Annotated in this window: 18 protein-coding genes; 7 read left to right on the top strand and 11 right to left on the bottom strand. The window is 73.5% G+C overall.

The window, feature by feature from the left end; all coding sequences use genetic code 11:
- Positions 1-1,777: bifunctional NAD(P)/FAD-dependent oxidoreductase/class I SAM-dependent methyltransferase (locus CTKZ_RS22680; RefSeq protein ID WP_148090498.1), on the top strand; the 1,777-nt coding region annotated here is incomplete at its 5' end.
- A gap of 201 nt (positions 1,778-1,978) precedes the next feature.
- Positions 1,979-2,608: a DUF2238 domain-containing protein gene (locus CTKZ_RS14260; RefSeq protein ID WP_124343570.1), complete on the top strand. Its 630-nt coding sequence runs from the start codon at positions 1,979-1,981 to the stop codon at positions 2,606-2,608.
- Here the strand turns inward: CTKZ_RS14260 and CTKZ_RS14255 are convergent.
- The 4 genes from CTKZ_RS14255 to CTKZ_RS14240 are packed head-to-tail and all read right to left on the bottom strand — an operon-like array spanning position 2,578 to position 6,536.
- On the bottom strand, positions 2,578-3,192 hold the full coding sequence (locus tag CTKZ_RS14255) for a GNAT family N-acetyltransferase (RefSeq protein ID WP_124343569.1): 615 nt from the start codon (positions 3,190-3,192) through the stop codon (positions 2,578-2,580). The genes CTKZ_RS14260 and CTKZ_RS14255 overlap by 31 nt on opposite strands.
- 43 nt (positions 3,193-3,235) lie before the next feature.
- Positions 3,236-3,964, bottom strand: a complete 729-nt coding sequence (locus CTKZ_RS14250; RefSeq protein ID WP_124343568.1) for a cupin domain-containing protein — start codon at positions 3,962-3,964, stop codon at positions 3,236-3,238.
- Positions 3,961-5,022: a DUF6807 domain-containing protein gene (locus CTKZ_RS14245; RefSeq protein ID WP_124343567.1), complete on the bottom strand. Its 1,062-nt coding sequence runs from the start codon at positions 5,020-5,022 to the stop codon at positions 3,961-3,963. Before CTKZ_RS14245 ends, CTKZ_RS14250 begins: the two co-directional genes overlap by 4 nt.
- 44 nt (positions 5,023-5,066) lie before the next feature.
- On the bottom strand, positions 5,067-6,536 hold the full coding sequence (locus tag CTKZ_RS14240) for a Gfo/Idh/MocA family protein (RefSeq protein WP_124343566.1): 1,470 nt from the start codon (positions 6,534-6,536) through the stop codon (positions 5,067-5,069).
- Between the two features lie 268 nt (positions 6,537-6,804).
- On the opposite strand from CTKZ_RS14240, the gene arfA reads away from it, so the two are divergent.
- Entirely contained in the window at positions 6,805-8,328 is a 1,524-nt protein-coding gene (gene arfA, locus CTKZ_RS14235; RefSeq protein WP_124343565.1) for an arabinosylfuranosidase ArfA, read from the top strand.
- A gap of 242 nt (positions 8,329-8,570) precedes the next feature.
- Positions 8,571-9,641: a hypothetical protein gene (locus tag CTKZ_RS14230; RefSeq protein ID WP_124343564.1), complete on the top strand. Its 1,071-nt coding sequence runs from the start codon at positions 8,571-8,573 to the stop codon at positions 9,639-9,641.
- A 123-nt stretch (positions 9,642-9,764) separates the two neighbouring features.
- On the opposite strand, the gene CTKZ_RS14225 is transcribed toward CTKZ_RS14230, so the two are convergent.
- From CTKZ_RS14225 to CTKZ_RS14210, 4 genes are all read right to left on the bottom strand, one after another.
- A complete protein-coding gene (locus CTKZ_RS14225) occupies positions 9,765-10,460 on the bottom strand; it encodes a hypothetical protein (protein ID WP_124343563.1) in 696 nt (231 codons plus the stop codon).
- A gap of 65 nt (positions 10,461-10,525) precedes the next feature.
- On the bottom strand, positions 10,526-11,380 hold the full coding sequence (locus CTKZ_RS14220; protein WP_235843489.1) for a carbohydrate ABC transporter permease: 855 nt from the start codon (positions 11,378-11,380) through the stop codon (positions 10,526-10,528).
- 53 nt (positions 11,381-11,433) lie between these two features.
- Positions 11,434-12,372 (bottom strand): carbohydrate ABC transporter permease, encoded by a 939-nt coding sequence (locus CTKZ_RS14215; protein WP_124343572.1) that lies wholly within the window; start codon positions 12,370-12,372, stop codon positions 11,434-11,436.
- Positions 12,373-12,493: 121 nt separating this feature from the next.
- The gene (locus tag CTKZ_RS14210; protein WP_124343561.1) at positions 12,494-13,807 is read right to left on the bottom strand and encodes an ABC transporter substrate-binding protein; all 1,314 of its coding nucleotides are present in this window, start codon (positions 13,805-13,807) and stop codon (positions 12,494-12,496) included.
- Between the two features lie 374 nt (positions 13,808-14,181).
- On the opposite strand from CTKZ_RS14210, the gene CTKZ_RS14205 reads away from it, so the two are divergent.
- Both CTKZ_RS14205 and CTKZ_RS14200 read left to right on the top strand, forming a co-directional pair.
- Complete coding sequence (locus CTKZ_RS14205) at positions 14,182-15,393, top strand: alpha-hydroxy acid oxidase (protein WP_124343560.1); 1,212 nt, start codon at positions 14,182-14,184, stop codon at positions 15,391-15,393.
- Positions 15,390-16,748 carry an MFS transporter gene (locus CTKZ_RS14200; RefSeq protein ID WP_268904339.1) on the top strand — a complete coding sequence of 453 codons (1,359 nt, stop codon included), beginning with the start codon at positions 15,390-15,392 and terminating at the stop codon, positions 16,746-16,748. Before CTKZ_RS14205 ends, CTKZ_RS14200 begins: the two co-directional genes overlap by 4 nt.
- On the opposite strand, the gene CTKZ_RS14195 is transcribed toward CTKZ_RS14200, so the two are convergent.
- Positions 16,745-17,278: a hypothetical protein gene (locus CTKZ_RS14195; RefSeq protein ID WP_124343559.1), complete on the bottom strand. Its 534-nt coding sequence runs from the start codon at positions 17,276-17,278 to the stop codon at positions 16,745-16,747. The genes CTKZ_RS14200 and CTKZ_RS14195 overlap by 4 nt on opposite strands.
- A gap of 182 nt (positions 17,279-17,460) precedes the next feature.
- On the opposite strand from CTKZ_RS14195, the gene CTKZ_RS14190 reads away from it, so the two are divergent.
- Positions 17,461-18,384 carry an NADP-dependent oxidoreductase gene (locus CTKZ_RS14190; RefSeq protein ID WP_124343558.1) on the top strand — a complete coding sequence of 308 codons (924 nt, stop codon included), beginning with the start codon at positions 17,461-17,463 and terminating at the stop codon, positions 18,382-18,384.
- Between the two features lie 189 nt (positions 18,385-18,573).
- On the opposite strand, the gene CTKZ_RS14185 is transcribed toward CTKZ_RS14190, so the two are convergent.
- Both CTKZ_RS14185 and CTKZ_RS14180 read right to left on the bottom strand, forming a co-directional pair.
- Complete coding sequence (locus tag CTKZ_RS14185) at positions 18,574-18,849, bottom strand: DUF1905 domain-containing protein (RefSeq protein WP_124343557.1); 276 nt, start codon at positions 18,847-18,849, stop codon at positions 18,574-18,576.
- A gap of 124 nt (positions 18,850-18,973) precedes the next feature.
- On the bottom strand, positions 18,974-24,802 hold the full coding sequence (locus CTKZ_RS14180) for a rhamnogalacturonan lyase family protein (RefSeq protein ID WP_124343556.1): 5,829 nt from the start codon (positions 24,800-24,802) through the stop codon (positions 18,974-18,976).
- Between the last annotated feature and the right edge of the window lie 261 nt (positions 24,803-25,063).

Raw genomic sequence — 25,063 nt, 5'->3', positions numbered from 1 at the left:
CGTGGGCGGCGGCGTCGCAGGGCTGAGCGGCGCGCTCATGCTCGGGCGCGCACGCCGGTCGGTACTGGTGGTCGACGCGGGCGAGCCGCGCAACGCACCGGCGGCGCACGCGCACGGGATGCTCACGCGCGACGGGACCCCGCCGCTCGAGCTGCTGGCCGCAGGCCGCGCGGAGGTCGCGCGGTACCGCGTGCACGTCGAGCCCGGCGAGGTGCGGGCCGTGCACCAGGAGGACGGCACGTTCACGGTCGAGCTCGCCGACGGCCGCTCCGTCGTCGCGCGCGCCGTGCTGTCCGCCACCGGGCTCCGCGACGAGCTCCCCGACGTCGCCGGTGTCGCCGAGCGCTGGGGCACCGACGTCCTGCACTGCCCCTACTGCCACGGCTGGGAGGTGCGCGACCGGGCCGTCGTGATCGTCGGGACCAACCCCATGGCCGCGCACGCCGCGCTGCTCTGGCGGCAGTGGACGGCCGACGTGACGCTCGTCCGGCACACCGCGCCCGCGCTCGCACCCGAGGACGTCGCGCGGCTCGCGGCGACCGGCGTGCGGCTCGTCGACGACCGTGCGACCGCCGTCGACGGCCCGTCCGGCGACCTCACCGTCCGGCTCGCGTCCGGCGCGACCCTGCCCGCGGGGGCCGTCGTCGTCGGCACGCGCACGGTCGCCCGCGCCGAGCACCTCGCACCCCTCGGACTGCACCCCGTCCCGCTCCTCGTCGACGGGCACGAGATCGGCCGCGCCGTCCCCGCCGACCCCTTCGGCGCGACGACGCTGCCCGGCGTGTGGGTCGCGGGCAACGTGACAGACCTGCGCGCGACCGTCGTCGTCTCCGCGGCGGCCGGCGCGACCGCGGGCGCGCAGGTCAACGCGTGGCTGGTGATGCAGGACGCGGAGGCGGCCGTCGCTCGCGCTGCCACCGGCGACCGCGAGCGTCACGGGGAGGAGGCCGGCGTCGACGGGACGGCCGTGACGGACGACGCGTCCAGCGATGTGCACGGTGACGGTCCCCCGCACGGTGATGCCGGTGCGAGCGGCGACGGACACGCAGGCGGACACGGCCGTGAGCACCGGCACGGGCCCGCGCACGGTCACGGCGGCGACGGCGGGCGGCACGTCGACCCGACGCACGGCATCGAGCTGCCCGACGAGCTCGCCGGGATGTTCGCGCCGGAGTTCTGGGAGGAGCGCTACGCCGGCGCCCGGCAGTGGTCCGGCCGCCCCAACGGCACGCTCGTCGACGAGGTCGGCGACCTGCCCCCGGGCCGCGCGCTGGACATCGCCGCGGGCGAGGGCGGTGACGCCGTCTGGCTCGCGCAGCGCGGGTGGCACGTCACCGCGACGGACTGGGCCGCCGGCGGGCTCGCGCGCGGCGAGGCGACCGCGGCCGAGCACGGCGTCACCGACCGCGTCACGTGGCGGCAGGCCGACATCACGTCCGACGACGGCTGGGACGACGCACCGTACGACCTCGTCACGTCGCACTACCTCCACCTGCCGCCCGCGCAGCGGCCCGCGGCGGTCGCGCGGATGGCGTCGCTCGTGCGGCCGGGCGGCACGCTGCTCGTCGTCGGGCACCACGCGGCGGACCTCGGCACCACGATGCGGCGACCGCACGTCCCGGAGCTGTTCGCCGACGCCGACGAGGTCGCGGCCCTGCTCGACCCCGCGCAGTGGGAGGTCGTCACCGCCGAGGCCCGGCCGCGCGACGCCGTCGACCCCGAGGGCCGGCCCGTCGTCCTGCACGACGCGATCCTCCGCGCCCGCCGCCGCTCCTGACGCGCCGCACCGGGCGGACGGCGACCTCCCCCTCCGCCCGGACCCCGACGGCGACGGCACCACCCGCCTCGACCCGTCCCCGGCGACGTCAGCGCGGCGCGACCGTCGCGCCGAGGACCAGCGCCCCACCGCGCGGTGACCCGCCCGGCGCCGTAGCGTCACCCCGACATCGGACGGGCCGCGGCCCGGGGCGGAGGCGACGTGACGCGCGACGACCACACGGCCCGGCCGCCGGTGCGCGACCTGCTGCGGGGCCCCGGCGGCACCGTCCGGGTGCTCGCGCTCGTGAGCGTCGTGGTCGCGCTCGTGACGCTCGGCCCGGTCGACGCGGCGCTGCTCGTGCTGGTCGTCGGCGGGGTGGCGCTCCCCCCGCTCGGCGGGGTGCCGCCGTGGCTCGACGCGGCGTACGGCGTGGGGCTGCTCGCGTCGGCGTGGGCCGGCGTGCTCGGGCTGTACGAGGCGGTGGCGTGGCTCGACGTCGTGATGCACCTCGTCGTCACCGGGCTGGTCGCGGCCGTGGCGCACCTGCTGCTCGCGGTGCGCACGGGCGCCGTCGTGGACCCGCGGACAGCACGTGCGGAGGGTCGCGGCGCGGCGTCCGTGCTGGTCACCGCGGCTCTCGGGACCACCCTGAGCGTCGCGTGGGAGATCGGCGAGTACCTCGGCCACACGTACCTCGACCCGACGATCTACGTCGCGTACGGCGACACCATCGGCGACATGGTCATGGGCGCCCTGGGGTCCACCGTCGCCGGCGCGGCGCTCGTGCGGATCGGCGGCAGTGCCCCGGCCCGTCCCGCTCAACCGACGGGTACGGCCGGCTCGACGTAGGTCGTCATCACGCAGTTGCCCTGACCCTTGGGCCGGTCGTAGGTGAAACCGAGCTGCTCGTACATCGTGCGCGTCGCGTTGTAGAGGAACGACGCTGACGTCTTCTTCCCGGGCGGCAGGTCGTGCGGGTACGACTCGACGAGCCCGCCCCCCGCGTCGGCGATCAGCGCGAGCGCCCCGCGCACCGCGACCGACGCCATGCCGCTGCGCCGGTGGTCGCGGTCCACGAACAGGCACGTGATCCGGAAGTCCGGTCGGCGCACGGCCTCCCGCTCCCACTGCTTGCGGTGGTGGATGTTCGCGACCTCGTCGACGGGCCCGTACTGCGCCCACGCGACCGCCGCGTCACCGTCGAGCACGAGCGCCGCGTGCGCGCGACCGGCCAGGACGAGCTGCCGCTTGAACTCGCGGTGCCCGACCGCGCGGCGTTCCTCCGTCGGGTCGGGGTACAGGTGGAAGTAGGTGCACCAGCACCCGCCCCACACGCCGTTGTGCTTCTCCGCGAGGTCGGCGAACAGGTCCCACGTGCCGGGCTCGAGCGGCACGACCCGGTGCCCGTCGACGTCGATCGCTGCGGCGCTCACCCTCGCGACGGTAGGAGCGCGGCCTCCGCGCGGCAAGACCCGGCTAGCCGAGCGGCCACGTCTGCAGGCGGCCGCACATGCCGTACCGGCGGGGCGCCGGGTCGGGACGGGCCTCGCGCACGCGCGCCGACGCGAGGTGCCCGGCAGCCCCACGGACCAGCCCCTCGAGCGCGCGGGCGGTGCCGTCGGTCTCGTGCAGCACCGTCCGCGTCCAGCGGTCCTGCCAGTGCGGGACGTACGGGCGGACCAGGCGCGCGGCGGCCTCGTGGAGCGGTCGCAACGCCTGCGCCGGCCCGAGGCGGCGGACGTCGTCGAGCAGCACGGCGTACCCCTCGAGGGCCAGGTCCCGGCGACGGCGGGCGGCCGCGGCGAGCTCGTCGTCGGACGCCCCCGGACCCGGCAGCAGCGCGGCGGCCCGGTAGGCGGCCTGGTCGGCGAGCACGTCCGGCGGGAACGTGAGGACGGCGTCCCCGGCCTCCGGCAGCCCCGCGTTGCCCATGACGACGAGCACCTCGAGGTCGCCGTCGTTGACCGCGCGGTGCACGACGCCCGGGTCGAAGCGCACGACGTCGCCCGCGGCGAGGCGGTGCTCGACGAACCCGTCCGGCCCGAGCGTGTGCACCGCGCCCGAGCCGCCGAGGACGACGTACGCCTCCGCGGACGCGGTGTGCAGGTGCGGCGACCCGGACCCCGCGCGCCCGACGCCGTCGGGGGCGGGCCAGTCGTAGACGCGCAGGTGGCTGACGGAGACGCCGCCGGGCAGGAGGCTCACGACGACCCGACCGCCGTGGCGGCCGGGAGGCCGCTCGTCGGACCGCCCGCCGTGGCGACCGGGAGGCCGCTCGTCGTCGCCGCGCGTCCCGCCGGCCCGGCGTCCGGACCGTCGAGGACCGACGTGCCCAGCGCGGCGAGCGCGCCCGCCCGCTCGATGTCCGACGCACCGTCGGCGACGACGACCGCGTACCGGAACGTCACGGTGCCGCCGGGCCCGAAGGGCACCTCGGTCGAGAAGAACGGCGCCGGGTTGAGGCAGCCGAACTGCTCGACGCGCGCGAACCACTGCGGTCCCGCGCCGTCGGCCTCGCCGGTGCCGTCGACCATGACGACGGTCGACGCGCGGCCCACGTCGTCGTGCCGCCCGACGAGCCCGAGCCACGGCTGGCGCGTGCCGCGCAGCTCCTCACCGCCGGTCCCGTCGGGCGCCACGAGGACGCCGTCCGTGAACGACCGCGGACCGCGCCAGAACAGCCCGCCGTACCCGGCGTTCTCGCGCCCCCGGGTGGTCGGTGAGCCGATCGTGAGGTCGTGCGCGGACACGTTCGTCATCGTCGTGGCGAACGTGAGGACCCACGCGTCGGGCCGGTCGGCGGGCACGACGAACCCGAGCGCGCGGGCCTCGTCGACGACGTGCTCACCGGCCTGCGTGTGCCACGCGAGGGTGTGCGCGAGGTCGACGCGGTCGGCGCCCACGGCGAGGACGCGCAGGTCCTGGTGGTCCATCGACCCGTCGTTGTCGAGCTGCACGTAGCCCTGCCCGTGCACGTACGTCGGGCCGCCCCAGAAGTTGTGCTCGCCCACGACGGGCAGCGACCAGGAGACGCCCTTGTGCCAGACGTGGTCCCACGGGCGGAACGCGGACACCAGGTCGCCGCCGCGCGTGCGGAGCGGGTGCACGTACGGGCGCGGGCTCTCGAGCTGCGCGTCGTCGGGGACGTAGACGTAGCGCGCGAGCGTGGTGCCCGCCGCGGTGACGTCGACGGCGCGGCCGACGTCGTGCCGCGCGCCGACCGAGGGGCGCTCGTCGAGACGCGGCAGCCGCGTGCTGCGCATCGCCCCGCTCGCACCGGACGCTCCTGGGCTGCTCGCCGGCCCGGTCACGCGATGGCCTCGCGCGGCGCGCGTGCCAGGTCGACGCCCAGGTCCAGGTCGTCGACGCGCACGGGCAGCCCGGTGACGAGCGACTGGTTGGCGGCGATGCCGACGGCGACCGCGCGCAGCCCGTCGAGGTACCCGGCGGGCCGGCCGAGCGCGTCCTGCGAGACGCGCAGGTGCCGCCGGAAGACGTCCTTGAGCAGGATCGCGTCGCCGCCGCCGTGCCCGCCGATGCCCGCGGGGATGTCGTACGCGACGGGCGCCTCCCAGTGCCGCTGCACGAGCAGCCGCTCGCCCTCGGGCCGCAGCCCGCCGGCGGCGATCCCCTCGGGCGTGGCGGACGGGTCGAGCACGACCTTGCCGTCGTCGCCGACGAGCACCGCCCCGCGCTCGACGACCTCGAGCTCCGCACGCCCCTCGGTCCCGTTGACGGTGACCCGGTACCCCTCCCAGGGGCTGTGCGCGTTGAGCGAGTACGTGAGCGTCGCGCCCGAGCGGTAGTCGACGACGAGGGCCATGTTGTCCTCGATCGTGATGCCAGGGCCGAAGACGTCCTGGTCGCGCAGGTAGCCGTCGTGGTGCTCGGCGTCCAGGTAGAGCGCCTTGAGCCGCGGGTCGTCGTTGAGGTCGAGCGCGAACGGGTCGCCGGACGTGCCGGTGCCGCGCGTCGGGCGCGGGGCGAGGCCGCGGGCGGCGGCGTTGCGGTCCCCGTAGAACTTGAGGCCGCCGGACGCGTAGACGCGCGACGGGACGTCGTCGAGCCACCAGTTGACGAGGTCGAAGTGGTGGCTCGACTTGTGCACCAGCAGGCCGCCCGAGTTCTTCTTGTCACGGTGCCAGCGGCGGAAGTAGTCGGCGCCGTGCACGGTGTCGAGCGCCCACTCGAAGTGCACGCTCGTGACCTCGCCGATCTGGCCGGACTGGATCACCTGCCGCAAGGAGGAGTTCCGCGGGGCGTAGCGGTAGTTGAACGTCATGACGACGTCCCGCCCGGTGTCGGCGACGGCGCCGGTGATGCGGCGGCAGCCCGCGCGGTCGGTGGTCAGGGGCTTCTCGACGACGACGTCGGCGCCGGCGGCGAGCGCGCGCGCGACGAGGTCGGCGTGCGTGTGGTCCGGGGCCGTGACGACGACGGTGTCGACGCGCTGCTCCTCGATCATCTTCTCGAGGCCCTCGGGCGTGTACCGCGGCAGGCCCGCGGGCCCGTCGTGGCCGGTCGCGCGACCGACCTCGGCGTCGTAGTAGTCGATGCGGCCGGGGTTCGGGTCGAGCCACGCGACGAGGGTCGCGACGTCGGCGTGCTCGCCGGTGATCGCTGCGACGTACATGCCCGCCCGGTGACCCGTACCGGCCACCGCGAACCGGCGCTGCTCTCCGGGCGGTGCGGGCGCGAAGTCCGGGACGACGCCCTGCGACGCGACGGTGCTGGCGCTGGAGGCGGGACGGGGGGCGGTGGGGTTCTGGTCGACCACGAAGATCCTCTGCTCTCGGTGCGACGTCGCACCGGTGTCGGGAAAGCGCGTTCCGTGAGTCCTAGCCTAGGTCGGCGCGCGGGCGGGCGCCAGGGTCTGGGACCATCGTCGAATCGATCTGTGCTGATCGTCGGCGAGGATCGTCGAATCGATCCGTGCCGGTCGGCGGCGGGACTTCCACCCTGCGCCAGGCGCGGGTTAGGCTCAGTTCTACAACGTTGCACGAACCGCCCGACGCCGCCGTCGGGCGCCATCCCAGGAGAGCCCGATGTCCCAGCGCGCCACCGTCCTGCTCCACCCCGACTTCCGCGTCGGGCCGATCGACCGCCGCGTCTTCGGCTCGTTCGTCGAGCACCTCGGCCGCGCCGTGTACACCGGCATCTACGAGCCCGGTCACGCGACCGCCGACGAGCACGGCTTCCGCCGCGACGTCGCCGACCTCACGCACGAGCTCGGCGTCACCATGGCCCGCTACCCCGGTGGCAACTTCGTCTCCAACTACAACTGGGAGGACGGCGTCGGCCCGGTCGAGGAGCGCAAGCCCTTCATCGACCTCGCCTGGCGCACGATCGAGCCCAACACCATCGGCACCGACGAGTTCCTCCAGTGGGCCGAGCGCGAGGGCATCGAGCCGATGATGGCCGTCAACCTCGGCACCCGCGGGGTCGCCGCCGCCGCTGCGCTCGTCGAGTACTGCAACGGCGAGGCCGGCTCACGCTGGGCCGACCTGCGCATCGCGAACGGCCGGGAGAAGCCCTACGGCGTGCGCCTGTGGTGCCTCGGCAACGAGATGGACGGCCCGTGGCAGATCGGCCACAAGACCGCCGACGAGTACGGCAAGCTCGCCGCCGAGGCCGGCAAGGCCATGAAGCTCGTCGACCCCACCATCGAGCTCGTCGCGTGCGGCTCGTCGTCGATGCAGATGGACACGTTCGGGGAGTGGGAGCGGACCGTCCTCGAGCACACGTGGGACGTCGTCGACCACATCTCGATGCACGCGTACTACGAGGAGCTCGACGGCGACCGCGCGTCGTTCCTCGGCTCCGGCACCGCGATGGACCGGTTCATCCGCCGCGTCGTCGCGTCCGCCGACGCCGTCGGCGCCCGCCGCCGCTCCGACAAGCAGATCACCATCTCGTTCGACGAGTGGAACGTCTGGTACCTGCAGTCGCGCTTCGTCGGCGAGAAGAACCTCCCGCTGCAGCGGGACGCGCCGCGCATCATCGAGGACGTCTACTCCGCGCTCGACGCCGTCGTCGTCGGCGACCTGCTCGTCACGCTCCTCAACCACGCCGACCGCGTGCCCGTCGCGTGCCTCGCGCAGCTCGTCAACGTCATCGCGCCGATCATGACCGAGCCCGACGGCCCCGCGTGGCGCCAGCCGACGTTCGCGCCCTTCGCGACGACCGCGCGCCTGGCCCGCGGCACCGCGCTCGACCTGCGCGTCACCGCCCCGACCGTCACGACCGCCCAGCACGGCGACGTCCCCGTCGTCACGGCGGCCGCGACGCTCGACGGCACCGAGGGCGCCGTGTTCCTGGTCAACCGGTCCGCCGAGCCCGTCGAGGTCGAGCTGTCGCACCCCGGCGTCACGCTCACGCTCGACCGCGGCGTGCAGGTCACCGCCGACCACGAAGCCGCCGTCGAGGGCCCCGACCACGCCGCCCAGGTCATCGCCGAGCACGTGTCCGAGGTCGACGCCCCGGTCACGTCCGCCGAGCCCGGCCGCACGGTCCTGACCCTCGCCCCCGAGTCCTGGCTGGCGCTCCCCGTCACGCTGACCCGCGTCTGACGAGGCCGGGCGGCGACCCGGCCGACCCCGCACGCCGAGAAAGACACAAGGCCCCGAGACCGCGACATCCGTGTCGCCGTCCCGGGGCCTTGTCGCTCCCCCGCGACACTCCCTGCCCACCCTCTCGGCCTCGACCGCGACGGCCGGGTTCGCCGCAGCGTGCGCGTCGCGGGAGTGAGCGGGAGCATCGGTGCGAAGGCTCGTCGAGCAGGTGGACCAGCGAGGTGCGGGAGGTGCGCCAGATGCCCGGAGCCGTCCGCCGACCTTCGGACCCGCGCGAGACCGGCACGGCGGCTTCGCCGGCGCTCCCCGAGCGAGCAGCCCGCGAGGACGACGAGCCGCCGGCTCCCGCGACCGACGAGGAGGACCTGCCGGGCGACATCCCCGTCGTCGCGCGGTGGGGCGCCGGCGGGCTCGCCGCGGTCGCGGGCGTCGTCGGCGCGGTCGCCGTCTTCCGGACGGACAACGGCGTCGGGGCGGCCGCGCTGCTGCTCGTCGCCGTGTTCCTCACGATGACCGCGGTCGACGGGCGGTTCCCGCGCCTCCGGATCGGCGACAACGAGGTCGTCTCCGACCTGCGACGCGCGGTCCGCCAGACCAAGGGCACCGCCGAGCAGGCGAAGCACCAGGCGGACGACGCCACGTACAACAGCACCGAGGTCATGGAAGGGCTCGCGGCGGCGCGCGACGGGCTCGAGGAGGTCCGAGGCCGGCTCGACGCGCTCGAGCAGCGCGGCGTCGGCTCGACGGGGGGCCGCCCGTCGCCGGTCGGCCCCGGTCCGGGCCACCCGCCGGGCGACGTCGCGTTCGACGTCCCGCTCGGCCTCCCGTCGGACGACGCGCCACCCGCGGGCACGAGCACCGGGCGGGCCGCGCGACCAGGGCTCCCGGACGAGCTCCACGACCTGGCGGAGCGCTACAAGACCGTGCGCTGGACGGTGCCCCGGGGCCCGGAGCGCACGCGCGCGATGGAGGACCTCGCGCGCGAGATCGTCCGCGTCGCGAGCACCTCGACGGTCGACGTGACTCCGCTGCTCGGCTCGCCCGACCTCGGGCTGCGGTTGGTCGCCGCCTGCGCCCTCTACGCCCGTCCCGACACGGCCGCGGTGGCGCGCGTGGCCGAGCAGGCGCTGTCCGACCGCAAGCCGTTCAACGAGTACTGGTCGCTCCAGGCCCTGCGCCGCTGCCTCGCGGGGAGGTGCACGTCGCTCACGCCCGACCTCAGGCGCCGGCTCGATGCCCGTGCTGAGGCGATCGGCCGCGGCACGGACCGCGCCCGCGTCATCGACGGCATCCTGCGCGACTGCCCCTGAGCGCGCGGCGCGCGCGCCGTGGCAGGTGGTGGCGTGGCATGGATGCGGCTGCCCGGGCCACGCGTCGCTCAGGGCGCCGAGGCGGCGACATCCACTCTCTCGGCGAGGGACGGCTCCGCGACGTCAGCCGCGGCGGACGACGGCGCGATGCTCGACGGCGACGGTGGCCAGCGCCAGGAGGCCCGGGACGATGACGACGAGCGGCGGCAGCATCCACACGATGACGCCGCACAGCCCGAGCGCGAGGACCAGCAGGAACGTGCCGGTGAGGTCGTCGCCCGTCCGTCGCCCGGCGTCGCGGAGGACCAGGCGCCAGACGGCCCCTGGCGTCCACCCGGCGGCCGCGCGCAGCAGCGCGACGAGCAGCAGCACGGCGACGAGGACCGAGATCACGCGCACGCCGGTGCCGCCCGGGAGCACGCCGGTGCCGGCGAGGCTCACGTTGAACGCGAGCACGAGCAGCAGCAGGACGGACCCGACGGACACGAGCCAGACGCCGCGGCACGCGAGCCGGAAGTCGTCCCACAGGTCGCGCAGGGTGTCGGGGCGCCCGTCGACGTGTCGGCGGACGTGCGCGATCCCCGCGGCGAGCGCGGGCAGCGCGGTGATGACCGGCAGCGACAGCACGGAGACGGCGAGGCCGACGGTGAGGGACTCGCCGAACAGGCCCACGCGTCCGCCGCCGAGCAGCGCCCGGTCGTCGGGGCGCGTGCCGTCGTCGTCGGCCGGCGACGTGTCACCGGCGAGCGGCCGCACGTCGTCGTCGGACGGGCCGTCGGCGTGCGCGTCGTCGGGTCGGCCGGTGCTGGCGTCGGTCATGGCCACCAGGCTCGCACGTCGGGGCGGCCCCGCCGAAGCCGGACCGCCCCGCTGCGCACGCGTCATCAGCCCTTGAGACCCTGCGTCGCGACGCCCTCGACCAGGTAGCGCTGGAACACGAGGAAGAACAGCAGCACGGGCACGAGCGCGAGCACGGCCATGGCCATCTGGGCGCCGTAGTCGGACGTCGTGGTCTGGTCGACGTAGAGCCGCAGGGCGAGCGGCATGGTCGCCAGGTCGGGGTCCTTGAGGTAGAGCAGCGGCCCGAAGAAGTCGTTCCACGACCAGATGAACGCGAAGATCGAGCTCGTCACGAGCGCGGGCTTCATGAGCGGCAGCATGATCGACGTGAAGATCCGCACGTGGCCGGCGCCGTCGATGCGTGCGGCCTCGTCGAGCTCGCGCGGCAGGTTCCGCATGAACTGCACCATGAGGAACACGAAGAACGCCTCGGCCGCGAGGAACTTGCCGATCAGCAGCGGGACGAACGTGTCGACCAGGTTGAGCCGGGAGAACACGATGTACTGCGGGATGATGACGACGTGGAACGGCAGCAGGAGCGTGCCGATCATGAGCGCGAAGAAGGTGTTCCGCCCCGGGAAGTCGATCCGCGCGAACGCGTAGGCGGACACCGAGCAGGACAGCGTGATCCCGACGACGGAGCCGACCGCGAGGATCAGCGAGTTGGTGAAGAACGTCCAGAACGACACGCCGCCGATGCCGTCGAGCGCCTTCGCGAAGTTGGCGAACGTCGCGGCGTCGGGGATGAGGCTGACGTTGCCGACGATGTCGCTGCTCGGCTTGAACGACGAGGACAGCATCCACACGGCCGGGTACAGGATCACGGCGACGATCGCGAGGACGAGGGCGTGGAAGCCGAGGCCCTTGACGCGCTCGCGCGTGCGGTGCTGACGGCGCAGCTGGTCGCTGTGCTCGGTGGAGACGGGACCGCTGGGGGTCGCGGCGATCGTGGTCACTTGCCCTCCCCGGAGTAGTGCACCCAGAACTTCGAGCTGCGGAAGAAGAGCACGGTGATGAGGCCGATGACGACGACGAGGACCCAGGCCATCGCCGCGGCGTAGCCCATCCGGAAGTCCTGGAAACCGCGCTGGTAGAGGTAGAGCGTGTAGAAGAGCGTCGACCGCGCCGGGCCGCCGGTGCCGTTCGAGATGATGAACGCCGACGCGAAGATCTGGAACGCGTGGATCGTCTCGAGCAGCAGGTTGAAGAAGATGACCGGCGACAGCATCGGCAGCGTGATGTTGCGGAACTTGCGCACCGGCCCGGCGCCGTCGACCGACGCGGCCTCGTAGAGCTCGTTCGGGATCTGCTTGAGGCCCGCGAGGAAGATGACCATCGGCGCGCCGAACTGCCAGACGGTCAGCAGGATCAGCATCGGCATCGTGCGGTTCGGGTCGCCGACCCAGCCGCCGGCGGGGGCGCCGAAGAACTGGCCGATCTGGTCGACGATGCCGTTGTCGATGAACATCGCCTTCCAGACGATGGCGATCGACACGGACGCCCCGACGAGGGACGGCATGTAGAACGACGACCGGTAGAAGCCCTTGCCGCGGCGCCGGTTGTTCAGCAGCATCGCGACGGCGAGCGCGGCGATGAGCTTGATCGGCGTCCCGAAGAGCACGTACGTCCCGGTGACCTGCCACGCCTTGAGGTAGCTCGGGTCCTTGAAGAGGAGCCGGAAGTTCTCGAGGCCCGTGAACTCGGGCGGCGCGAAGAGGTTGTAGTTCGTGAACGCCAGGTAGAGCGACGCGAGCATCGGTCCGGCGGTCAGGAGGAAGAAGCCCAGCAGCCACGGCGCGAGGAACGCGTACCCGGCACGGGTCTCGGCGGCCTGGCGGCGCTTGCGCGCGGTCCCCGGCGGCGGCGCGGGGGTGGCGGGAGGCGTGGTCACCTCGGCGGTGAGGGTCACGGGTCGTTCCGTTCGTCGGTGAGCGGGTTCCGCTGGCGGCCTCGTGCGGGCCGCCGGTGGGCACCCCGCCCGCGAGGATGGTGCGGGCGGGGTGCCGGTCGGCTCAGGAGGTCGCGATCTCCGCCTCGCTGAACCACTGCGACGCGAAGTCCTCCGGCGTGATGGTGCCGTAGGCGAGCTCCTCGCCGAGGGTCTTCCACTTGGCCTCGATGGTGCCGAAGCCCTTGACCGGGATCGGGGTCGACTCGGTGACCTGCTCGGTCACCGCCTCCTCGTAGGCGATGACGCGGGCGTCGACGCTGCCTTCCTCGGTCTCGACCGCGGCGCGCTGCTCCTCGTCGGCGGGGACACCCTTCGAGGTGCCGAAGATCCGGCCGACCTCGGGGTCGGTGAGGAGGAAGTTGATGAGCGTGGCCGCGGCCTCGGGGTGCTCGGTGTTCGCGCCGGCCGACAGCAGCATCGACGGCTTGAAGAAGAGGTGCTTCTCACCGGGCTCGACCGACGGGATCTGCGCGAGCGCGATGTCCTGCGTGCCGGAGTCGGCGACGTAGGCGGCGAGGAAGTTGTCCCAGCTCATCTCGGTCGCGGACTCGTTGACCGTGAAGCCGCCCTTGGGGAGCAGCGACGTGCCGCGGTCGATCGGGTAGACGGCCTTGTCGGCGCGCAGGTCGGCCGTCAGGTCGAGGAACTCGACGACGTCGTCCTCGTCGAAGCCGAACGTGCCGTCGTCCTCGAACGGCGTGACGCCCTTCTGCAGCAGCCACTGGATGAAGAACCAGAACGTGCCCGTGTAGTCGACGGCGCCGTAGAGCTGGTAGCCGTCCGCGGTCTTCACGCCGGCCGACGAGGCCTGCGCGATGAAGTCGTTGTAGTCCTCCCACGTGTAGTCCGCGTCGTCCGGGAACTCCGCACCGGTCGCGCTGATGACGGCGGGGTTCTGGAACATCGCGAACGTGTTCGTGGACGTGGGGATGCCGATCGTCTTGCCGTCGAGCACGCCGGACTCCGTGAGGGTCTCGTCGTATCCGGACAGGTCGATCGAGCCGTCGTCGACGTACTTCGCGAGGTCGAGGAGCTGGCCGTTCTGGTTGAACTCGCGCAGGTAGGACAGGTCGAACTGCATGACGTCGGGCAGCTTGCGGCCCGCGGCCTCGGTGGAGCGCTGCGTCCAGTAGTCGGGGAACGCGGCGAAGCTGGTCTGCACCGTGATGTACGGGTACTGCTCCTTGAACAGGTCGAGCGCCTCCTGGTAGCGCGCGGCCCGGTCGTCGTTGCCCCACCACGTGAAGTTGATCGTGACGGGGGCGGTCGGGTCGGTGCTGGGGGCGTCGTCGTCACCCGAGCCGGAGGCGCAGGCGGTGAGGGAAAGTGCGGCGACCGCCGCGACGGCGGTGATCTTCCAGAGGGATCGCTTCATCGTCGGTGAGCCTCCTTGCTCGGTCAGTGAAAGCGCATTCCGGACGGTAGGTGAGCCCTCGCAGCCGTGTCAACGGTTCGCCGTGAAACGTTACAAAGCCGTTGTGCCGCACGCCACACCGGGTGGCTGTCCACCACGCTACGGGAGCGTCGGGCGAGTTGCGCAACTCGCCTGGTGACCGGGCGGGACGTGGCGTGTATCGTTTCAAAGGGTCGCCGGTGAGCGCTTACCGGCGATCCGGAGACAGCGCGACCGAGGCGCCGTAGCCTCGGGAGCACCGCACCCGCACCTCCGTCAGCCCGAACCTCCGTGCAGCCCCACCTCCGTGCAGCCCCACCTCCGTGCAGCCCGACGACGCGCCCAGGAGTCCCCCGGTGACCGAACGCCAGATCCCGTCGTGGTCCGAGCTCAAGCCGCTGCTGCGGCCCAAGCCGATCACGCTCAACGCGACCGACCGGCGCCTGGCCGACGCCCTCACCATCGCCGACCTCCGCTCGGTCGCGCGCCGGCGCACGCCGCGGTCGGTGTTCGACTACACGGACGGCGCCGCCGAGGCCGAGATCAGCCTGCGCCGCGCGCGGTCGCTGTTCCGCAACCTCGAGTTCCAGCCGTCGATCCTGCACGACGTGTCGGGCGTCGACACGACCACCGACTTCCTCGGCAAGCCCTCCGCGCAGCCGTTCGCGTTCGCCCCCACCGGCTTCACGCGGATGATGCACCACGAGGGCGAGCGCGCCGTGGTCCGCGTCGCCGAGCGCCGCGACATCCCCTACGCGCTGTCCACGATGGGCACGACGTCGATCGAGGACGTCGCCGCCGCCGCACCCGACGCGCGCAAGTGGTTCCAGCTCTACGTCTGGAAGGACCGCTCCGCCGGCGAGGACCTCATGGCCCGCGCCAAGGCCGCCGGGTTCGAGGCCCTCATGCTCACCGTCGACGTGCCGGTCGCCGGCGCGCGCCTGCGCGACGCCCGCAACGGCTTCTCGATCCCGCCCGCGCTCACCGTCAAGACGGTCCTCGACGCCGCGACCCACCCTGCTTGGTGGGTCAACCTGCTCACGACGGAGCCCTTGACGTTCGCGTCCCTGTCCACGTGGGACGGCACCGTCGCCGAGCTCCTCGACAAGCTCTTCGACCCCACCATGACGATCGCCGACCTCGAGTGGCTCCGCGCCTCGTGGGACGGGCCGCTCATCATCAAGGGCATCCAGACCGTCGACGACGCGCGCCGGGTCACCGACGCCGGGGCCGACGCGATCGTCCTGTCCAACCACGGCGGCCGCCAGCTCGACCGCGCACCCGTCCCGCTGCGCCTGCTGCCCGACGTCGCCGAGGCCGTCGGCGACCGCACCGAGGTCTGGGTCGACACCGGCGTCATGTCCGGCGCCGACGTCGTCGCGTCCCTCGCCCTCGGCGCGCGCGCCGCGCTCGTCGGCCGCGCCTACCTGTACGGCCTCATGGCCGGCGGCGAGCGCGGGGTCGACCGGGCGGCCGAGATCCTGTCCCGCGAGGTGCGCCGCACCATGGCGCTGCTCGGCGTCGCGTCCGTCGGCGAGCTCGGGCCGCAGCACGTGCGCCTGCCCTGACACGCGAGCACCGACGTCCGATCGACCGAGGAAGGACCGTCCCCACGGGTTCCGCCGACCGTCCCGGCGGGCCGACGAACGACCGCGAGCGCTCGTCGGGCCGCAGCGTCCTGTCCCTCGTCAACTTCCGCCTCCTGCTCGGCGCCCAGCTGCTGGGCGGCACCGGCATGTGGATGGTCCGCATGTCGACCGACTGGCTGGTCCTCGAGCTCACCGGGTCGTCCGCGGCCGTCGGCGTGCTCGTCGCGCTCCAGTTCCTGCCGATGCTCGTCGTCGGTCCGTTCGGCGGGCTGCTCGCCGACCGGTACGACAAGCGTCGCCTCGTCGAGGTCGCGCAGGTCGCCAACGCCGTGCTCGCCGCGGTGCTCGCCGTCCTCACGCTCACGGGTGTCGTCGCCGTCTGGCACCTCTACGTCGTCGCGGTGCTGCTCGGGGTCGTCGCGTCCGTCGACCAGCCGTCGCGCCAGGTGCTCGTCAGCGAGATCGTCGGCGACCAGGGGCTGCAGAAGGCCGTCAGCACCATGAACGCGATCGGGCAGGCCGGCGGGCTGCTCGGGCCGGCCGCCGCCGGGTTCGTCATCGCGCACTGGGGCGAGGGCTGGGCGTTCACCGTGAACGGGGTCGTCGCGCTGTGCGTCGTGGCGATCGTCGCGTCGATGCGCACCCGCGAGCTGCACCCCGCGCCACGCGTCCCCCGCGCCCGCGGCCAGGTGCGCGAGGGCATCCGGTACGTGCTCGACCGGCCGCGACTGGCCTGGGTCATCGCGCTCGCCGGGCTGATGGGCGCGCTCGGGATGAACGGACCCGTCGTCCTCACCGCGTTCGCGCAGGACGTGTGGCACACCGGCGCCGCCGGGTTCGGGCTCTACAACGCCGTCAGCGCCGCGGGGGCGTTCGTCGGCGTCGTGCTCGGCGGGCGGTTCCTGCGGCTGCGGACCCGCAACGTCGTCGTCGCGTCCGGGCTGTTCGCCGTCACCGAGGCGCTCGCGGCCCTGTCCCCGACGCACGCCGTCTTCCTCGTGATGCTCGCCGTCGTCGGCGGCGCGACGCTGCTGTTCCTCATGGCGGCCAACACCCTCGTCCAGCTCACCGCCGACCAGCCCGTCCGCGGGCGCGTCCTCGCGCTCTACTCGCCGCTGCTGCTCGGCGGGCACGCGCTCGGGGGGCTGCTGCAGGGCTGGCTCACCGAGTGGCTCGGCGTGCGCGCGGGCCTCGTCGTCACGGGCGCGCTCGCCCTCGTCGCGACCGCCTTCGTCGCCACGGCGCTCGCGCAGGTCGGCCACCTCCGCCCGGCCCTCCGCCGCCACCCGTGGCCGTTCGCGATCGTCCCCCGCGACGCCCCGGAACCGTCTTAGGCGACGGTCGCGATCCTGCAGTCCCAGCCCGTGAGGCGCGCGTCGAGCATCGCCATGAGCACCCGGTCGCTCACGAAGAGAGAGCTCACCTCGAGCGGCGGCGCTACCACGTCGTGACCCGCCGTCCGGGCACGCGACACGACAGCACCGCCCGGAAGGGGGAGCCCGCTCGGTCCGCGGACGGTCCTGCGCTCGTCGTAGGGGTCGAACGGCTCGGGGAAGTGCATGACCCAGTACGGCAGCGCCTCACCCTCGGACGTGGTGAGCGTCGCGGGGAGCCACTGCACCCGGTCCTCCGGGCCGAGCAGCGGTTCGAGGACCGCGCGCGTCCGATCGGACACCAGGCGTGCCAGCTCGATCGTCGACACCCAGTCAGGACGCCCCGGCTCGGACAGCGTCCACGCCAGCGTCGGCATGTCCTCCCTCCACCCCGGCTCGAAGTTGAGCTTGTTGAGGAAGCGTCGGTGCGTCTCCTCCGACGGGCGCGCGAGAGCCCGCATGTCCACGGAGATCCAGCTGTAGCCGGTCACGTCGTCCTCACTCCCACCGCCGTGCGTCGCGCCCGGGGCGACCACCGGGGAGATCGGCGTCCTCCGGCCGCGCCTTGAGGGCGTCGCACCGGTCGGCCGGGTGCGGTGGGTCGGAGTGTGACGTCGGCGATGCCGACCGGGGTGTGTGGAATAGGTGCGACGGGGGTGGTGCTGGGACTCGTATGCGTGCGATCACCTACTCCCGCTACGGCGGCAGCGACGTCCTCGAGCTCACCGACCAGCCGACCCCCAAGGTCGGCGCCGACACGGTCCTGGTCCGTGTGCGGGCCGCATCGGTGAACCCGGTGGACTGGAAGGTCCGCGAGGGCTACCTCGACCAGATCATGGACGTGCACTTCCCCGTCGTCCCGGGCTGGGACGTGGCGGGCGTCGTCGAGCGCGTCGGCCTCGACACCACCGAGTACCAGGTCGGCGACGAGGTGTTCGGCTACGTCCGCAAGGACTGGGTGCACGGCGGGACGTTCGCCGAGTACGTGTCCGCGCCGGTCCGGACCCTCGCGCCCAAGCCGTCGAGCCTCTCGTTCGAGGAGGCCGCCGCGGTCCCGCTGGCCGGGCTCACGGCGTACCAGTCGATCAGGCGCAGCGGCGTGACGGCCGGCCAGACGGTGCTCGTGCACGCCGCCGCGGGCGGCGTCGGCGGGTTCGCGGTGCAGATCGCGAAGGCGCTCGGCGCGACGGTCGTCGGGACGGCGTCGGAGTCGAACCACGAGTTCCTGCGTGGCCTCGGCGCCGAGCCGGTGACCTACGGCGACGGGCTCGTCGAGCGGGTCCGCGCGATCGCACCCGACGGTGTCGACGTGGTCCTCGACTACGGCAGCCCGGACGCGGTCGAGACCGCCCCGGCGCTGCTGCGGGACGGCGGCACGATCGCCTCGATCGTCGACGCCAAGGCCCGCGACGAGCTCGGCGGCCACTACGTCTGGGTCCGCCCGGACTCCGCGGACCTCGCGGCGCTGGGCGCGCTGATCGACGAGGGCAAGGTGCGGGTCGAGGTCGCGCAGGTGTTCGACCTGGCCGACGCCGCTGCGGCGCACGAGGCGAGCGCGTCCGGCCACGTCCGCGGCAAGGTCGTCGTCCGCGTCTGACCCGCCGGTCGGCCGGCCGTCGCGATCGGCGACGTCGGCGCCCGGCCACATCGCCCGCTCTGAGCGGAGACAACGGCTCGAGACTGCGACATCCGTGTCGCGCTCTCGAGCCGTTGTCGCGTCGTCAGGCCGGCAAGGAGCCGGGCGGGGCGCGGTGGACGCGGGCGCCGTCGTCGGCGTCCGTGCGCGTCAGCGCTTCGTGATCGTGACGCGGACGGGGTCGCCGACGTCCTTGCCGAGACGCTTGCGCACCTTCGCGCTCAGCGACACCATGTGCCCGCCGGTCCCCGTGACCATCGCGCCGACGTTCTCCAGCACGACGTCGTCGACGGTCGCGTCGACGCGGACCGTCTTGCCGGTGCCGAAGAACTCCGCCGAGCCAGGGATCTCGACGCAGCTCCAGGTCTCGCCCTTGACCTCCACGCCGATCGTCGTGTCGAACTGCAGCTGCTCGGTCGTCGTCATGCGGACACCGTACGGGGCACCTCGGACGCGCCGACGCCCCACCCGGACGGATCGGGGCGGGGCGTCGAGCGGTGAGAGCACGGGCGGGCCGGTGTCAGCAAGCCGGCCCGCCCGCGCCAGCGCGTCAGCGGCGGACCACCACCTTCAGGTCCGTGCTGCTGGTCGTGCCGGCGGCGTTGGACAGCTCCGCGCGGTAGACGTGCGTCCCGACGGCCCGGCCGGTGACGGTCGTCGTGGCCTTCTGGGCGTTGACGCCGTTCGCGACGAGCGCCTGCGCGTCGACGAGGACGCCGTCCTCGTAGAGCCGGTACTCGGTCGCGTTGGTGCCCCACCACAGGTTGGTCGTGACGGTGTACGTCCCGTCGCCGTCCCAGTTGTCGTGGCTCAGCACCGGGGTCGCCGGGTTCGCCTTGCTCACGACGACGGTCAGCGGGGCGGTCGTCGTCGACCCGTGCTGGTTGGTGAGCACCGCGGTGTAGACGTACGTGCCGTTGCCCCGGCCGGCCACCTGGAAGGCGGCGGACTGCGCGGACGGCGTGGCGTCGACGAGGTCGCGTCGGGCGATCTCGACCCCGTTCTCGAGGAGCGTCACGGTGTGGGCGTTCTGCCCCCACCAGACGTTGAGCGCCACGGTGTACGTCCCGTCGCCGTCCCAGTTGTCCGACGACAGCGCCCCGCGAGCGGGCGCGCCGGTGGCCGGTCCGGGGACCCGCTCCCCCGGCCCCGGGTCCGCGCCCGTGAGCGCGAGCCGCGGTGCCGGCGGCGTCGTCATCCCCGCGCCGAGGAAGTACGACGTGTGCGGCGGCTGGTTGTAGCCGGTGTTCTGCCAGGCGACGCCGAGCCGGTACACCGGGTCGGACTGCAGGGTGCGCAGCCGGTGCTGGGTGACGTCGACGGTCGTCGCGATGCGCAGCGCGGACGAGTCCGCGAGCCGGGTGACGAGCTCCTCGCGCCAGTCGCCGAACAGGTCGGCCTGCAGGGCGGGGGTGCCCTTGGTGCCGTTGTTCGACAGCGTCCCCGTCGCGCGGTAGATCTCCGTGGCGGCCCCGGCGGACGGCGACCACTTCGCGATCGTCGGCACGCCCGTGGTCGTCGTGGCGTCCCAGTCGTGGTCGGTGATCTCCCGCAGGAGGTCGCCGTCCCACCAGGTGAGGAAGTTCGCCGCCGGGATCGACGTCCCGATCAGCGTCCCGTCCGCGGCCCGGAGCTGGCCGGCGCGCGAGTTCCACTCGCCGGTGTCGACGACGGCCCACGACTCCGCGCCGTCGTGCGACGGATCGATGTCCGCCGAGGCGCCCCGGCCCGTGTCCTTCGCCGCCGGCATCGACCACAGCACCTCACCCGTGCGGGCGTCGCGGAACGTCGCGCCGATGCCCTTCGACGACGGCGCCTCCTCGTGCACCGCGAACACCTCCAGCCCGTCGCGCGACGGGTCGAGGTCGGACACGTGCAGCGCGTCGCCGTGCCCGAGACCGGTGACGTACAGCGGGTCGCCGTCGTCGTCGACCGTCATGGAGCCGAAGACGATCTCGTCCTTCTGGTCCCCGTCGACGTCGGCCACGGACAGGTTGTGGTTGCCCTGGCCCTTGTACCGGTCGCCCTCGACGTCGGAGTCGAACACCCACCGCTGCACCAGCTGCGCGCCGTCGAAGTCGTACGTCGCGATGACGGTGCGCGTGTAGTAGCCGCGGCTGACGACGAGCGACGGGTGCTCGCCGTCGAGGTACGCGACGCCGGCGAGGAACCGGTCGACGCGGTTGCCGTAGGCGTCGCCCCACGCGGAGACGTCGCCGCGCGGCGGCGTGTAGTCGACGGTGTCGACCGCGGCACCCGAGCGCCCGTCGAAGACCGTGAGGAACTCCGGTCCGGTGAGGACGTAGCCGCTGGAGTTGCGGTAGTCGGCGCGGGCGTCGCCGATGACGCCGCCCACCCCGTCGACGGTTCCGTCGGCCGTCTTCGCCGTGACCTCGGCGCGCCCGTCGCCGTCCAGGTCGAACACCTGGAACTGCGTGTAGTGCGCACCGGCGCGGATGTTGCGGCCCAGGTCGACCCGCCAGAGGCGGGTGCCGTCGAGCTCGTACGCGTCGAGGTAGACGTTGCCCGTGTAGCCGGCCTGGGAGTTGTCCTTCGAGTTGGACGGGTCCCACTTGACGACGATCTCGTACTGTCCGTCGCCGTCGAGGTCGCCCACGGACGCGTCGTTGGCGTTGTACGTGTACGGCTGGCCGTCCTTGGCGTACGCGTCGGCGGGCTTGTCGAGCGGAACGTCGAGGTGCTGCTCGGACCAGGGCCGGAACTCGGGGGTGGCCCAGCGCTCGATGCCGTCGACGACGCTGCTCACGCGGTAGGTCGACGCCGCGGTGCCGCCCGCGTCGAGCGTGTTGGTCGAGCCGCCGATCGGTGCGCCGGTGATCCGCCGGCCGTCGCGGTACACGTGGAACCCGATCGACTCCGGGTCCGTGCCGAGCATGCGCCAGCCGACGTAGACGCCGCCGTCGACGGCGACCGCGACGGGCGACCGGTCGAGCCGCTCCGACTGCCGCGACAGCGTCGTGACGGCGGGCGACGTCACGGGGAGCGACTGCGCAGACACGCCGCCCGCGTTCACCGAGGCGACGCGGTACGAGTACGCGATCGTCGTCAGGACCGTCGTGTCGGTGTACGACGCGGTCGACGCCCGCCCGACGAGCTCGTACGGCCCGCTCACCGACTCCGACCGGTACACCTGGTAGAACAGCGCGCCGTCGACGGGCGACCAGCGCACGGTCACGTCGTTCTTGTTGACCGCGCCGAGCGTCACCGGGAACGGCACGCCCGCGACGGGCACGGACGGGTCGACGGTCGTCACGTCGAGCACGTCGGTCGGCACGGACTCGGCCCCCGACGGGTCGAGCGCGACCACGTGGTACCGGTACGCGAGGCCGACGTCGGCGGCCGTGTCGACGAACGCGGGGTCGATCGTCTCGCCGATCGCGACCGGAGCCGCGGCCCCGGACGCCTGCCGGTACACCCGGTAGCCGGCGGAGTCGTCGGTGCCCGTCCACGACAGCGCGACCGAGACAGCCGCGCCGTCGATCGACACCCCGTCGAGCACGAGGTCCTGCGGGGCGAGCAGCAGCGGCGTGATCTCGACGCCGTTGAGCCGCGACGACGAGCCCGTCATGACGATCGAGAGCTGACCGTCGGTGACGAGCACAGGCTGGCTGACCTTCTCGGAGACGGCCCCGGCGCCCGCGTTCGACGCGCCCCAGTCCTTGCCCTCGATCTGCACGTTCGAGCGCGACGTGCCGATCCAGTCGCCGTTGTAGGTCTTGACCGCGTACGAGCCGTCGGGGACGTCGACCGCGAGCACGTGCTGCGGCCCGGGCAGCAGGAAGTCCCGCTGGAGGTCGTTCGGCGGCGTCGGGAAGTTCGTGCCGCGGTCGCGACCACCCATGCCCGTCGGGTCGAGCCAGCCCCACCCGGTCTCGGGCGTGTAGCGGCTGTTCTGGTTGACCTCGACGTAGCCCGGCATGACGGGCGAGCCGGCGAGCTGCACGTCGAACTTGTACAGCGCGGCCTTCGTCGTGACGCGGACCGTGGCGCTCGGCGCGGACTCGCCGCGACCGTTCACCGCCGTGACGCGCAGGTCGTACGACGCACCCTCGACGAGCCCGCCGACGGCCGCCTGCGCGAGCGTCGACGTCGCGACCAGCGCGTACGCGTCGTCACCGGCCGCCGCGTCCTTGCGGTAGACGCGGTAGACGTCCGCACCCTCGACGGGCGTCCACGTGAGCTGCACGCCCGCGTTGGAGACGTTGCCCGCGACGACGCCCGCGGGCGCGTCCGGCACGGCGGCCGGCGGCTCGAAGCCCTCGACCTCACCGGCCAGCGGCACGTCGAGCGCGGCGACGTCCGTCGCGACGAGCCGCGCCATCTGGATCGCGCCGTACTCCTGGAAGTGCGTGTCGTCGACCGTGCCCGCGGGCCGCCCCGGGTACACGCCCGCGGGGACGTGCAGGAACACCGCCTTGGCGGCCTCCGGCCCGATCTCGTCGAGGTAGGCGCGGCTGGACGCGGACAGGTCGACGAGGGGCGTGCCCGTCTCGGCGGCCAGCGCCGTGGCGGCAGCGACGTACTCGGGGAATGAGACGTTGAACCGGCCCGTCGTCGCGTCGAACGAGCGCCGCGACACCGGCGTCACGAGCACGGGCGTCGCGCCGCGCTGCCGCGCACCGTCGACGTAGGTGCGCAGGTACTCGCGGTAGTCGGCGGGCGCCGCGTACCGGTCGTCGACGCCGTACGAGTTGTCGTTGTGGCCGAACTGCACGAACAGGTAGTCGCCCGGCTTGATCAGCCGCAGCACCTCGTCGAGCCGGCCCTGGCTGATGAAGTTCTTCGACGAGCGGCCGCCGATCGCGCGGTTGTCGACGACCACGCCGTCCGACAGGTAGCGGTCGATCATCTGGCCCCAGCCGGCCTGTGGCGCGTAGTCCGCCGTGTACGACTGCACCGTCGAGTCGCCGGTCACCCACACCGTCGGCTTCGGACCCGCGGTGCGCGGCGACTGCTGCCGGATGGTGAGCGCGTTGAGCTTCGGGGCGGTCCCCGCGAAGTCGAGGTTGAGCTGCCCGTCGACGACCGCGATGTCGAACGACATCTCGAGGAACTGCCCGGCGGGCTTCGCGGTCGTCGCGACCTTCGCCATCTGCTCGGCGGTGATCGCGATCTCCGACGCCTCCGTGGTGTCGCCCGCGACCAGGTCGACCGTGTAGTCGCCGGCCGGCAGGTCCACGACGAGCTCGGTGTCGCCGACCGTGACGAAGTCGGAGCGCAGCGCGTCGGCCGTGCCGCGGTCGGTCGCGGTGACCTGCGACGGGTCGACGAACCCGGCGCGGGCCGTCGGGCCGTACGCGCTCGTGGCGTCGAGGCGCGTGCTGCCCGGGACGAGCGCCCCGCTGCCGAGGTCGAACGCGAGCACCCCGTCGGCGGGGAGCGTCGGGTCGGGGACGCCGTCGCCCGCGAGGCTGCTCACGGCGGCCGCGGACGGGACCGACGCGCCCGTCGCGGTCAGCGTCTGCACCCGGTACCAGTGCGTCGTGGTCGTGTCGACGGACGCGTCCGTCGCGAACACGTCGCGGGTCGTCCGCGCGACCTCGGTGTACGGGCCGGCGAGCGCGTCGGCGCGCGTCAGCACGTAGCCGGTCGCGCCCGCGACCTCGTTCCAGCGCAGCGTGGCCGATCCCGGGGCGACGTGCGCGAGCCGCAGCGCGGTGGGCGCGGCGATCGTCGGGTCCGGCTCGGGCTCGGGGTCGGGGTCCGGCCCGGGCTCGACGGCGACGGCGGTGACCACGACCGCGTTGACGTAGCCGCCCGCGCCCGCACCGGTCACGCCGAGCGTGAGCTGGCCGTCGGCGACCGTCGTGCGCCACGTGCCCTCGGCCGCGACCTGCTTGGTCTTGAGCGTCCCGGCCGTCGCGCCCTCGAGCGTCAGGTTGGTCGTGGTCGTGCTCGACGTGGCGAGCAGGTCGCCCGAGCGGACCGTCACGTCGTAGGTGCCGTTCGGCACGTCGACGACGAACGACCAGGCCGTCGCGAGGACGAAGTCGCGGTCGGCGGCGTCGGTCGTGCCACGGTCACGGGAGATGGGAGTGACGCCGTCGGCGGGGACGATGCCGAAGCCTGTCGACGCGTCGTAGCGGGTCGCCTCCGTGACCTGGCGGTAGCCGTCGGCGACCGGACTGGTCGCGGTGCCGAGGTCGAACTTCCAGGTGGCGGGATCGGCCGCGTGCGCGGGCAGCGCGACGGCTGCGAGCGTGCCGGTCGCGAGGGCGGTGGTGAACCCGACGGCGGCAGCCGCGCGACGGCGGGCGTGGGCACGCCGCAGGTCGTGGGCGGACGAGGCGGGCGCAGCGCCGGGCGTGGGTTCGGGTGCGGGCTCGGGCAGGGGTGTCCGGGGACGGGTGGGGCGCATGCGTCACCTTCGTGTCTCGTCGTTGAGAGCCGGGTCGGACGGGCTGCGCGAGGGTCTGAATCGGTTCAATCGCGCGACCAGGTCATTCCTACCCAGCCGTCACGGGGTGCCGCAAGGGGGACGCGGAAAGAAGGGGAAAGCGCTCACCCTGTGGACGTCCCACCACGCGCCGGACGCCCAGGAGGCCGCCCCGCACGACGCGGGACGGCCTCCTGGTGTCGTGGGTGCCGGTCGAGACCGGTCACCGTCGACGTGGTGCGC

The sequence above is a fragment of the Cellulomonas algicola genome (genome assembly GCF_003851725.1).
GTDB classification, from domain to species: Bacteria; Actinomycetota; Actinomycetes; order Actinomycetales; family Cellulomonadaceae; genus Cellulomonas; species Cellulomonas algicola.
Note: the sequence above shows the minus strand (reverse complement) of the source record. Positions and strands in the feature narration are given on the sequence as shown.

Excerpts from the sequence above, each read along its gene's own strand:
- CTKZ_RS14190 (WP_124343558.1), top strand. The coding sequence starts at position 17,461 with ATGCGTGCGATCACCTACTCCCGCTACGGCGGCAGCGACGTCCTCGAG.
- CTKZ_RS14185 (WP_124343557.1), bottom strand. The coding sequence starts at position 18,849 with ATGACGACGACCGAGCAGCTGCAGTTCGACACGACGATCGGCGTGGAG.
- CTKZ_RS14230 (WP_124343564.1), top strand. The coding sequence starts at position 8,571 with ATGCCCGGAGCCGTCCGCCGACCTTCGGACCCGCGCGAGACCGGCACG.
- CTKZ_RS14225 (WP_124343563.1), bottom strand. The coding sequence starts at position 10,460 with ATGACCGACGCCAGCACCGGCCGACCCGACGACGCGCACGCCGACGGC.
- CTKZ_RS14180 (WP_124343556.1), bottom strand. The coding sequence starts at position 24,802 with ATGCGCCCCACCCGTCCCCGGACACCCCTGCCCGAGCCCGCACCCGAA.
- CTKZ_RS14245 (WP_124343567.1), bottom strand. The coding sequence starts at position 5,022 with ATGCGCAGCACGCGGCTGCCGCGTCTCGACGAGCGCCCCTCGGTCGGC.
- CTKZ_RS14210 (WP_124343561.1), bottom strand. The coding sequence starts at position 13,807 with ATGAAGCGATCCCTCTGGAAGATCACCGCCGTCGCGGCGGTCGCCGCA.
- arfA (WP_124343565.1), top strand. The coding sequence starts at position 6,805 with ATGTCCCAGCGCGCCACCGTCCTGCTCCACCCCGACTTCCGCGTCGGG.